This is a genomic window from Schaedlerella sp., from assembly GCF_056796775.1.
In genome coordinates, this window is the sequence record NZ_JBQIKP010000048.1 from 23,020 (window position 1) to 34,440 (window position 11,421).

Here is an 11,421-nt window from a genome sequence, read left to right on the forward strand (position 1 = left end):
TAGAAAATGGAAAGAGAGGAACAGGATTCATGAAAAAATGGAAGCAATGGACAGGAATTTTTCTGGGCCTGTCGCTGGCGGTTTCCTGTGTGCCGGTGATACATAGTCAGGCAGGATACGATGCGGCACATACATGGGCTGCCGCGGCAGGAGTTTCGGGTATGGGAATTATGTCGGCGACGACAGGGACGGCGGATCCGGACGGTAATCCGACTAATGTGTCTGGTACAGCAGATCCGCCAGACGCGGATTCCGGAAATTCCCTGTCTACGATCCGCATTTCCGTAGGAAACGGACAGGCAACCCCCCAATATCAGGCAGGGCAGAAGGTGGATAAGCTGACGGTCACCGTAAAAAACAGCGGTGTTTCCAGCGCGCAGAACGTAGTGATCACTCCCGTCATTAATGCTGCGGAGGAATGGCCTTTTGAGATCGACAGCATGAATTATGAACAGGAGCTGAAAGAAATCCAGGCCGGAAAATCGACAGAGGCTATCTGGTCTGATCTGAAAGTCCGCGAAGACGTGGAGACCAAATCCTATAAGCTGGTGTTCCGCATTTCCTATGACGATGGAAAAAAGGAATATGAATGCGAGAAGTCTGTCTATGTAAAAACCGCTGGGACAAAAGGAAACGAGCCGGAGGATCCGGGATATCCGCCCTACCCTCCGATCATTATCAACCCGCCGTCAGTCGAGCAGCCGGGGGATCAGCCCTCCGACGGGCAGCCGGAGGAGCCGGACCAGGGAGACATGGGGGAAGGCGGCGTATATAACGGCGATATCTCGGCAGTTGGAGGCGGAGGCGGTTCTGATGAAAGGAAAGGGGTTCCGCGGGTCATTGTGACCGGATTCAACACCGAGCCGGGAGCCGTGAACGCGGGAAGCAATTTCCGGCTCATCGTCCACGTGAAAAATACATCTACAACAACGGCAGTTTCCAATATGCTCTTTGATTTTCAGGCGCCTTCCGCAGGGACAGAAGCGGCTGCGGAAGCACCGGCGTTTTTGCCCTCATCCGGGGCCAGCTCCATTTATCTGGACCAGATTCCGGCAGGGGAGACGAGGGATGTTGCCATTGACCTGAATGCCAGGGCGGATCTGGTGCAGAAGCCATACAGCATCAATATGTCCATGCTCTACGAGGATTCTAATGCGTCTCAGTACGAGGGAAGCTCCAGCCTGGCAATCCCCATCTACCAGGCGGCCAGGTTTGAATTCAGCGAGATCGAGCTGTCGCCGGCCAGCATCGAGGTGGGACAGGAGGCAAATCTGATGTGCAGCCTGTACAATACCGGCCGTGTGAAGCTTTACAATGTAAAGGTGAAGTTCATGGGCGACGGCATCAGTGCCAAGGAAGTATTTGTGGGCAATCTGGATTCCGGCGCCACAGGAACCATTGACGGGATGCTGACCGGAGAATCCGAGATCATGCCCGGGACAAAGTGTAAAATGGTCGTAACCTATGAAGACGAATCCGGGAACCCCTCCTCCAGAGAGGAGGAATTCGAGATCCAGGTGACGGCTCCTATGGAAATGGATATGGGAGATATGGAGATGATGGGGGAGATGCCGGAGGAAGCGAAGGGATTTCCGGTCATTCCGGTTGTCATTGCGGCGGCGGTCATTCTGGTGATTGTTCTGGCCGTGGTTCTGACCCGCAGAAGGAAGAAAAAACGGGCACAGGCAGAAGAGGAGGATTTAGTGGATGAGGTGGATCGATTTACTGAGGATGAGTAGCGGAAACCTCAAAAAAAGAAAGCTCAGGACCTTTCTGACAATCTTGGGCGTGGTGATCGGTACGGCTTCGATCGTAGTCATGATCTCCCTTGGGCTTGGGATGCAGCAGTCCATGTACAAGCAGATCGAGCAGGCGGGAGGCATGACGGCCATTACGGTGACCGGACAGGATGCGGGCGGCGGTATGTACTATTTTTCAAATGGCTCGGAGGAGGGCGAAGCGACGAAATATGTCACCGATGATGCCATTACGGAGATAGAACAGCTGGAGCATGTGAAAAGCGTGACTCCGTCTCTTACCATGAGCTCTGTCATCCTGAGCGGAAATTACTATGGCTATATCCAGTTGGTAGGCATGACTCCGGATGAACTGGAGAGGCAGAATATGGAGCTTGTGGAGGGCAGCCGTATGCCGGAAACCAATTCTGCAAGCCTGGAACTGGTCATTGGAAATATGGTTCCCATGGATTTTTATGAAAAGGGTTCCAACAAAGGATATTGGGAGACGCAGCAGCTTCCGGATATTGATTTTATGAAGGACCCAGTGTTCCTGGTTTTGAGCCAGGAGGACTATTTTAACGCGCAGTCAGGTACTAATTCTGGGACATTTGGTTCGGAGGGGAATTCCGCGCCGGTGAAAGCCCCAAAAAAGTATGTGGTTCAGGCCAGCGGAATGATGTCCGGAGGAATCGAGACCTACAAGAATGGTTCCTATAACGTATACTGCGATATCTGGACATTAAAAAACTTTCTGCAGAAGGAATACAGGGGAAGAGCCATTCCCGGACAGCCTAAGACGCAGACGGGAAAGCCTTATAAGTTCTTCGCCTATACCAATGCCATGGTGCAGGCAGATGATATCGATCACGTAGAGGATCTGGCCGCAACCATCCAGGGGATGGGCTACAGGACCAGCACCAATGCGGAATACCTGAAAAGCGCACAGCAGGAGTTTGCCATGATTGAGGCGGTGCTGGGCGGAATCGGCGCTGTGTCGCTGTTTGTAGCGGCCATCGGAATTGCCAACACGATGATGATGTCCATCTATGAGAGGACGAAGGAAATCGGAGTCATCAAGGTGCTGGGCTGCAGCCTGCGCAATATCAAGCAGATGTTCCTCCTGGAAGCTGCGTTTATCGGCTTTATCGGAGGTCTGGCCGGCAATATCCTGAGCTTTCTGCTGTCCTTTGCGATCAATGTGGTTACTGCCCACGGCGGGGCCATGGGACTGGACAGCGATATATCCTACATACCGGTGTGGCTGGTGGCCGCATCCATGGGATTTGCCGTGCTGGTGGGTATGGTAGCCGGCTACTTTCCGGCACTGCGCGCCATGCGTTTGAGTCCGCTGGCAGCGATCCGGAATGAATAAGAAGCTGTAGAAAAACAGAAAAGAAAAGCAAAGAGACAGCGGAACCGGGACGGACGCTGTCTCTTTCATGACGCGGTATTCAGCATGCAGATGATTTCTGCCTGTATGATTTTTACATAGCTATTCTTCGATTACCTGGATTTCAAGATAGTCAAAATCAATGGAATCCACAAAATTATCCTGGTAAAACCGTGCCTTGCTGTGACGCTTAAATTCTGCGACCGTGGCATCCAGCCAAATAGGCTTGCTCAGGTCAAATTCATAGCAGATGGCATCCAGTGCGTTGAAAATCTTATGTGTACGTGTGTCATCGCTCTCATCACAGATCACCGTGTCGCGGACCATGCGGTTATCCTTCCATTCTTTTCCCCATAAACGGAACATATCGAAAACTCTCCTTATTTTCAGTAAGGAACTGCAGAAAAATAAGTGATACGGATAAGTCAGGATGTATCAGTTATTTTCTTAAAGTTCCTAGAGTAAATACCAAATCCAGTATATCATCAGACAGGGGAAAAGAAAAGAGAGGAAATTTAATGACAAAAGAGAAAAATCGTGATATGCTATTTTACAATGTAAAAGGTAATATGACATAAAGACGGAAAGTAACCTGTTATGGGGGAAGAAAAGATGAAAAGTGCATTGGACAGAATTTTTGTAGACGGACTTGGCGGAATGGCTCAAGGGCTCTTCGCCACATTGATCATTGGGACAATCATCCAGCAGATCGGCCTGTTCGTAGGAGGAGACACGGGCAATTTGATCTATCTGGCCGGGAAGATGGCGGCAGCCATGACAGGAGCCGGGATCGGCGTGGGGGTTGCAAGAAAATTTCAGGCGGATCAGCTGGTGGTCGTGTCAGCCGCTACGGTGGGGATGATCGGCGCCTTTGCCGGCAAGCTGCTCTCAGGCGAGGTGATACAGGACGGCGGCACCATGGTATTTGCAGGGCCAGGAGAACCGCTGGGGGCATTTGTGGCGGCCTATATCGCAATCGAGATCGGAATCTTGATCAATGGGAAGACAAAGCTGGACATCATCCTGACACCTTTGGGATGTATCGGCGCGGGAACGCTGGTGGGGATCTTTGTGGGTCCGCCCATATCAAAGTTTATGGCCTGGCTGGGATCGCTGATCAACTGGGGGACAGAGCAGCAGCCGTTCCTCATGGGAATCGTAGTTTCCGTCCTGATGGGAATGATCCTGACCCTTCCGATCAGTTCGGCGGCGCTGGGCATCATCCTGAACCTGTCCGGGCTTGCGGCCGGAGCAGCTACGATCGGATGCTGCTGCAATATGGTGGGGTTTGCCGTGGCCAGCTTCCGGGAAAATAAATTCGGAGGGCTGCTGGCCCAGGGGATCGGAACCTCCATGCTGCAGGTGCCTAATATCGTACGCAGACCCTTGATCTGGCTTCCGGCAATTCTTTCCAGTGCAATTCTGGGACCGGTCGGAACCATGCTGCTGCATATGACAAGCAATGCCACAGGTTCCGGCATGGGGACTGCCGGTCTGGTAGGACAGATCATGACATGGCAGGTCATGACCCAGACAGAATCAGCCACCATAGTCCTGGTGAAGATCCTGGTGATCCAGATCCTCCTTCCGGCAGTGCTGACCTGGGTGATATCAGAATTTATGCGTAAGAAGAACTGGATTCGTTATGGGGACATGGGGTTGGACCTGTAACCGTTTTACAAACGTATACCCAGAGGGGCATCCCATCATGGCTATGCGGCCGTTTCACAAGGTATCCCCAAGGGCATCCCATTATGGACATACGGCCATTATATAAGGTATATTCTATAAAAATCACCAGATTTTTTGTGCGGATCATTTATCACAAAACTGCCTGGTGATTTTTATGTGGATGAGAACTGCGTCAGTTGTTCATTATAATGATCAATATACATAAATATGCATGTATTTTGAATAAACAGAGAATTCGGTTGAATAGATGGGCTGTACGTGATATGATAACATTTAGGACTGTAAAAAAGCGGGGGCTGTATGCCCGAAACCGCTGCTTTACTGGGCGGATGTCCTGCGGCAGAGTGCAGGGCGCCGTGAACAGTAAAGGATACTTGAGTAAGGAGGTGATCAATTGAGGGGAGAACAACAGATGCAGGATGCAATCAGGAATTATGAGGACGTAGACAGCTGGAAGACAGTGATTTTTCTGTATAACGCAGCCCTGAAGGAAGTTGGGACCAAGCTTGAGATCTTGAACGATGAATTTCAGCACGTACATAAATACAATCCAATCGAGCATATTAAAACAAGAATCAAAACACCGGAGAGCATTGTAAAGAAGCTGAAGCGTTACGGCCGGGAGACTTCCATTGTAAATATGGTAAAATATATCAACGATATCGCGGGAGTCCGTCTGATCTGTTCTTTCACCTCGGATATATACCAGCTGGCTGAGATGATCGGAAATCAGAGTGATCTGAAGGTACTGTCGATCAAGGATTATATCAAGAATCCGAAGGAAAGCGGATATAAGAGCTATCACATGCTTGTGTCTGTGCCGATTTTTCTTTCCGACAGTGTTGTGGATACAAAGGTTGAGATTCAGATCAGAACAATAGCAATGGATTTCTGGGCAAGTCTTGAGCATAAGATTTACTATAAATTCGAAGGAAACGCACCGGAGTATATCAGCAGGGATCTTCGGGAGTGCGCCCAGATGGTTGCGGAGCTGGATGACAAGATGCTTTCACTGAATGAGGCGATCCAGGCATGTCTGGATGATATATAAGGCTGTCTTAGAGACGGCCTTTTTGTATACCATCATATGCAGAAAAGCTGCAGGCGGCAGATGTTCTGTACATCGGAATTTGCTTTTTTTGCCCTGCCCGGCAGGAGGAAATTGCTCGAAAAAGGGAGGATGCCGGGTGACTGATCTCTCAATCCCCGGCATGTATTATGAAAAAGTTTATTCAAGTAATCTTCTGACGTCTGCTTTAGGTATCAAATGCATTCTTCATTTGATATTTTTAGTATATCCGTGAGAAATGAAGAAAACGTGATGATAAAGTGAAGGTTTTTTAAATGATAAATGAACAATCTGTGAACTGTGTTAGCAGACGCAAAAGTGCGGTAGTACGGATTTCGCGAATGGATGAGCAGGCTGGAATTTTCAGGGAACTCAGCAAAGGATTTAGAAAAATGTAAGAAAAGGCAGGAAAAATTTATGCGGATGGCACTTGGAAAGTGTGGAAGATTGTGCTATCCTAAAAGCGAAGTTTTTTTGGAGATACGTTTTCAGGACAGTGAGATATGAGAGAACATCTTGGAAGGCTTTCAGGTTTCAGGACTGAGGAGGGAACAATATGACGAAGAGTGAATTTCTTGCACAGCTGAAAAAAGCATTGCAGGGCAATCTGAGCAGCAGCGCGGTGCAGGAGAATATGGACTATTATGACCGATATATTATAGAAGAGACGGCAAAAGGAAAAAGCGAGCAGGAAGTGGTGGACATGCTTGGCGATCCCTGGATCCTGGCACGGACGATCACCGATGCCAGTGATGGGACGGACTGGGAGACCGTACATGAGGCAGGAAGTGACAGAGGCGCTTCCTCTTATGAGGATCGCGGCTCTCAGCAGGATCGCAAGGGGACGCATATGTTTGCTCTGAACACCTGGATACACAGAATTCTTTTGATCCTGTTTGTGGTCATGGTCATTCTTCTGGTCGTTGCCATTGTCAGGGGAGTTGTCGCTCTTCTGGCCCCTATACTGGTACCGATCCTCATTGTAATGATCGTGGTCCGCATATTCGGAGGCCGGCGATCGTGAAGCACAGAGAACAGTAAAGTTACAGGACGCGTCTGGTCAGGGTGTATCCTGTAAATCAGTAAAAGACCGATGGGGGAGCCATCGGTCTTTTGAGGGGAGTATAAATAATTAATAAGGGGTTGTAGAAAGTATACTTTCTACAAATCTTAGTATAATATATGAAATTGGAAAATGCAAGCAAAAATGAAAAATTCTTTATAAAAATTAAAAGAAAATGGCTTAAAATGGGCTAAAATCGAAAATGAGCTGGAATTTGATGCATAAAAAATCAAAATGGAGAGAGAATAGGAGTGTACTAAATAAATTTCAGGAGGAATTTACTCATGGCAAAGAATACTAACAACTCAAATTCAAACAGCAACAGCTCATATTCATCTTACGCAGATGAGAGCAACAAGAACTCTTCTAACAAGAATGTACAGAACAAGAACAGCTCTAACGCACAGAATAAGAACTGTCACCAGAGCAACAGCCAGAACAAGAACGCATACGACGAGAAGAACAACTACTAGTCAGCATGCAGTAGCAGCAGAGACGTGATACTCACGACTGATTTGATCGGCTGCGAGTATAGATCAGGGGCGTAGTAAATTCAGCTTTACTACGCCCCTGATTTATAGTAAGATAATAAATGTCCGAGCAGGACGATGCGGTTAACGCATTGCCTTGTATGAACCAGGATTATTTGATTTGAAGGAGGTATTCATGGAAAGGGTAGAATTGATTGCTCCCTGTCACTTTGGTTTGGAATCGGTGCTGAAAAGAGAGATTCTGGATCTGGGATACGAGATTATCAAGGTGGAAGACGGCCGGGTAACCTTTCAGGGGGATATGAAGGCAGTCTGCAGGGCCAACATATTTCTAAGAACGGCAGAGAGGATTCTGTTAAAGGCCGGGGAATTTCAGGCAGTTACATTTGACGAGCTTTTTGAAAAAACAAAGCAGATTCCATGGGAAAACTATATCCCTGCAAACGGCCGGTTCTGGGTAACTAAGGCCGCGTCAGTAAAGAGCGCGCTGTTCAGTCCTTCTGATATACAGTCTATTATGAAAAAAGCGATGGTAGAGCGGATGAAAACCTGCTATCACAAGGAACGGTTTCCGGAGGACGGCGCGTCCTACCCGATCCGTGTCTTTTTCATGAAAGATATCGCAACGATTGGTATCGATACATCCGGAGTATCATTACATAAGCGGGGGTACCGCCAGCTTTCCAGCAAAGCTCCCATTACAGAGACTCTGGCGGCTGCGCTGATTTTGCTGTCACCCTGGAAAAAGGACAGGATCCTTGTAGACCCGTTTTGCGGAAGCGGTACATTTCCCATTGAGGCGGCAATGATCGCCGCAAATATCGCTCCGGGTCTGAATCGGGAATTTACGGCAGAGGACTGGCCGGAGCTGATTCCGAGGAGGCTGTGGCGGGAGACTGCGGATGAGGCCAGGGAGCAGGAGAACCCGGATGTGGAAACAGATATCCAGGGCTATGACGCCGACGGGGATGTGATCCGGGCGGCCAGACAGAATGCGATCGACGCGGGAGTGGATCATCTGATCCATCTGCAGCAGCGTCCGGTAAGTGATCTCCGTCATCCGAAAAAATACGGATTTATCATTACCAACCCTCCTTATGGGGAAAGGCTGGAGGACCGGCAGTCTCTGCCGCAGATCTACCGGGATTTTGGGGAAAGCTTCCGCCGTCTGTCTGACTGGTCCGCATATGTGATCACCGGCTATGAGGATGCGGAACGTTATTTTGGGAGGAAAGCAGATAAGAACCGGAAGATCTACAACGGCATGATCAAGACCTATTTTTACCAGTTTATGGGACCGAAGCCTCCCAAGAAAAAATTCCAATAAATAAAAGTAAGATTGCGTTTTTTTATCGCAAAAAGCACAGGTTTATGTTATACTGTTACTGGATTGGATATGAATTTATAAATCAGTAAACTTAAGAAAGACGTAAGAGGAACTAAGAAGGTAGGATTATGGAGAGAAGAATCGTATTTGCGACGGGAAATGAAAATAAGATGGCAGAAATCCGTATGATTTTATCAGATCTGGGAATGCCGGTCTATTCCATGAAGGAGTTGGGAGTTGAGGCGGACATCGTGGAAGACGGTATTTCTTTTGAAGAAAACGCAGAGATCAAGGCAAGGGCAATTTCAAGGCTTCTGCCCGACGATATCGTTCTTGCAGATGATTCGGGGCTGGAGATCGACTATCTGGATAAGGCGCCGGGGATCTACTCCGCAAGATTTGCGGGCGAGGACACTTCCTATGATGTTAAGAACTGTATCTTGCTGGACAAACTGGAGGGGATACCGGATGAAGAGCGTACTGCCCGCTTTGTGTGCGCGGTGGCGGCTGCATTTCCGGACGGAAGTGTGGAGACAGTCCGCGGTACGATCGAAGGTACGATCGCAAAAGAGATGCTTGGAGAAAATGGCTTCGGATACGATCCCATTTTCTACGTGCCGGAATATGGCTGCACAACCGCGCAGATGGATCCGGATAAGAAAAACGAACTCAGCCACCGGGGAAATGCCCTTCGTGCCATGCACAGGATTATAGAAGCAAGATTTGGGAAGGGAGAGGAATGAGGATCTTAATTGTCAGTGATACACACGGTTATCACAGAAACCTAGATCGTGCGTTAGAGAGTGCGGGTGCGGTAGACATGTTTATCCATCTGGGGGATGTAGAAGGCGGAGAGGAGTATATCAACGCTGTGGTAGCGTGTGAAAAGCACATTGTCAGAGGAAATAACGACTTCTTTTCAGAACTTCCGAAGGAGGATGAATTTTATATCGGGGAAAAAAAGGTGTTTATCACCCATGGACATACTTACTGCGTTTCCCTGGATCCGCAGCAGGTGAAAGAGGAAGGCAGAGCGAGGAGCGCGGATATTGTCATGTTCGGGCATACCCATCGGCCTTATCTGGAACAGAATCCGGACATCACGGTGCTGAATCCGGGGAGCCTGTCCTTTCCGCGCCAGGAAGGGCGGAAAGGCAGCTATATGATTATGGAACTGGAGGAGGATCAGGCGAAATATCAGCAATGCTTTCTGAAATAAGGATTGATTTTGAAGTTCGCTGATCCATATTGCGGGATTCAGTTTTCGCTCCTGCCGCAGCAAAAGCCTACGGCAAGTCCGATCAGAAACGATATGCCCGTCAAAATGAGAATGACTGCGATCTGCTGCATGGTTCATTGCCTCCGCGGATTTATATATGATCAGTATATGCGGCTTGGGCATGGATATTGCATGGTTTTGTTTGGAAAATCTAAAGAGAATATCGACACTTCGGGGCATGAAAAGTTTGCCCCTTTTCTGCCCCTTTTTTCTGATTTTACAAATAGAAAAACACCGGAAAACCTTATAAACAGGACCTCCGGTGTTTTCAGCTCAATGCGGATAACAGGACTTGAACCTGCACGTCATAGACACCAGATCCTAAGTCTGGCGCGTCTGCCAATTCCGCCATATCCGCATGATCTAAAAATAGAATCTAAGATCACAGCCTGCAGAATCATTTGTACTGCGAATGATCCGCTGCTTGATGTCTCTTATATCAGATCCTATATTATTATGGATGAAAAAATATCCGGGAATCAATTCCAGGATATTGTCACCAAATGAGCGTGCGGGGATTCGAACCCCGGACAACTTGATTAAAAGTCAAGTGCTCTGCCACCTGAGCTACACGCCCGTAATCTTATGAAATTCCCAAACCCGAATTATCCGGGTAAACTGGGCTAGCTGGATTCGAACCAGCGAATGCAGGAGTCAAAGTCCTGTGCCTTACCGCTTGGCGATAGCCCATCAAAGACTTGGATAAACATCATGTCTCTCTGATGCTTTCTTCTTCCTGCGAGAAGAGGGTGGGTAGTGGGACTCGAACCCACGACATTCGGAACCACAATCCGACGCGCTAACCAACTGCACCATACCCACCATAACGAGCCTGGGGGGATTCGAACCCTCGACCTACGGCTTAGAAGGCCGTTGCTCTATCCAGCTGAGCTACAGACTCATAAATGAAACAGCCCCCATGCACTGTGTAGGCTTCCTTCTTACATTATCAATATCTGTAAGAGAGCGGGTGATGGGAATCGAACCCACGTATCCAGCTTGGAAGGCTGGTGTTCTACCATTGAACTACACCCGCATGTCAAGTCGGGGTGACAGGATTCGAACCTGCGACCTCCTGGTCCCAAACCAGGCGCTCTAGCCAAGCTGAGCCACACCCCGCAACATCAAAACCATACGTCCCACCCGTGACGCAAAACCTATTATATAGTATCCAGAGCACATTGTCAACAAAAATTTTATCGAATTTTTGTAATTGTGTTTACGTGTGGTTATTATTCACCGACACTTTACAGACATGTGCAAAAACAGCCCAGAATAAACGCATGAATGAACATGTAGGGATATTACAGAAAAAATTATGCATATTTACGAAGGTATATTTTTCCAATACTCTTTATCTGACATCGAAAA

The 11,421-nt window shown here is 48.3% G+C and carries 9 protein-coding genes and 7 tRNA genes; 8 read left to right on the forward strand and 8 right to left on the reverse strand.

Annotation, left to right across the window (positions count from 1 at the left end; genetic code table 11):
* The first annotated feature begins 29 nt into the window (after positions 1 to 29).
* Both ACTOY7_RS17440 and ACTOY7_RS17445 read left to right on the forward strand, forming a co-directional pair.
* Positions 30 to 1,739 (forward strand): COG1361 S-layer family protein, encoded by a 1,710-nt coding sequence (locus ACTOY7_RS17440; RefSeq protein ID WP_300885328.1) that lies wholly within the window; start codon positions 30 to 32, stop codon positions 1,737 to 1,739.
* Complete coding sequence (locus ACTOY7_RS17445) at positions 1,708 to 3,111, forward strand: ABC transporter permease (protein ID WP_160283037.1); 1,404 nt, start codon at positions 1,708 to 1,710, stop codon at positions 3,109 to 3,111. The genes ACTOY7_RS17440 and ACTOY7_RS17445 overlap by 32 nt, the downstream gene beginning before the upstream one ends.
* 120 nt (positions 3,112 to 3,231) lie before the next feature.
* Here the strand turns inward: ACTOY7_RS17445 and ACTOY7_RS17450 are convergent, their stop codons facing one another.
* Entirely contained in the window at positions 3,232 to 3,495 is a 264-nt protein-coding gene (locus tag ACTOY7_RS17450; protein WP_160283036.1) for a hypothetical protein, read from the reverse strand.
* Positions 3,496 to 3,741: 246 nt separating this feature from the next.
* Here ACTOY7_RS17450 and ACTOY7_RS17455 point away from each other — a divergent pair, with 246 nt between their 5' ends.
* The 6 genes from ACTOY7_RS17455 (at position 3,742) to ACTOY7_RS17480 (ending at position 9,990) form a co-directional block, all read left to right on the forward strand.
* Positions 3,742 to 4,800 (forward strand): PTS sugar transporter subunit IIC, encoded by a 1,059-nt coding sequence (locus ACTOY7_RS17455; protein WP_482671143.1) that lies wholly within the window; start codon positions 3,742 to 3,744, stop codon positions 4,798 to 4,800.
* A gap of 433 nt (positions 4,801 to 5,233) precedes the next feature.
* Positions 5,234 to 5,872 carry a GTP pyrophosphokinase gene (locus tag ACTOY7_RS17460; protein ID WP_160283051.1) on the forward strand — a complete coding sequence of 213 codons (639 nt, stop codon included), beginning with the start codon at positions 5,234 to 5,236 and terminating at the stop codon, positions 5,870 to 5,872.
* Between the two features lie 574 nt (positions 5,873 to 6,446).
* The gene (locus ACTOY7_RS17465; protein ID WP_160283034.1) at positions 6,447 to 6,914 is read left to right on the forward strand and encodes a DUF1700 domain-containing protein; all 468 of its coding nucleotides are present in this window, start codon (positions 6,447 to 6,449) and stop codon (positions 6,912 to 6,914) included.
* Between the two features lie 705 nt (positions 6,915 to 7,619).
* Positions 7,620 to 8,771 (forward strand): THUMP domain-containing class I SAM-dependent RNA methyltransferase, encoded by a 1,152-nt coding sequence (locus ACTOY7_RS17470; RefSeq protein WP_482671142.1) that lies wholly within the window; start codon positions 7,620 to 7,622, stop codon positions 8,769 to 8,771.
* A 128-nt stretch (positions 8,772 to 8,899) separates the two neighbouring features.
* A complete protein-coding gene (locus ACTOY7_RS17475; protein ID WP_160283031.1) occupies positions 8,900 to 9,514 on the forward strand; it encodes an XTP/dITP diphosphatase in 615 nt (204 codons plus the stop codon).
* Positions 9,511 to 9,990, forward strand: a complete 480-nt coding sequence (locus ACTOY7_RS17480) for a metallophosphoesterase (RefSeq protein WP_482672295.1) — start codon at positions 9,511 to 9,513, stop codon at positions 9,988 to 9,990. Before ACTOY7_RS17475 ends, ACTOY7_RS17480 begins: the two co-directional genes overlap by 4 nt.
* A gap of 337 nt (positions 9,991 to 10,327) precedes the next feature.
* Here the strand turns inward: ACTOY7_RS17480 and ACTOY7_RS17485 are convergent.
* The 7 genes from ACTOY7_RS17485 to ACTOY7_RS17515 all read right to left on the reverse strand — a co-directional run bounded on the left by ACTOY7_RS17485 (position 10,328) and on the right by ACTOY7_RS17515 (position 11,169).
* Positions 10,328 to 10,408 (reverse strand) — tRNA-Leu (locus ACTOY7_RS17485).
* Between the two features lie 146 nt (positions 10,409 to 10,554).
* A tRNA-Lys gene (locus ACTOY7_RS17490) sits at positions 10,555 to 10,627 on the reverse strand.
* Between the two features lie 41 nt (positions 10,628 to 10,668).
* Positions 10,669 to 10,740: transfer RNA gene (locus ACTOY7_RS17495), tRNA-Gln, on the reverse strand.
* A 58-nt stretch (positions 10,741 to 10,798) separates the two neighbouring features.
* A tRNA-His gene (locus ACTOY7_RS17500) sits at positions 10,799 to 10,872 on the reverse strand.
* Between the two features lie 5 nt (positions 10,873 to 10,877).
* Positions 10,878 to 10,951, reverse strand: a tRNA-Arg gene (locus tag ACTOY7_RS17505).
* 64 nt (positions 10,952 to 11,015) lie between these two features.
* Positions 11,016 to 11,086, reverse strand: a tRNA-Gly gene (locus ACTOY7_RS17510).
* An 8-nt stretch (positions 11,087 to 11,094) separates the two neighbouring features.
* Positions 11,095 to 11,169 (reverse strand) — tRNA-Pro (locus ACTOY7_RS17515).
* Positions 11,170 to 11,421: the final 252 nt, after the last annotated feature.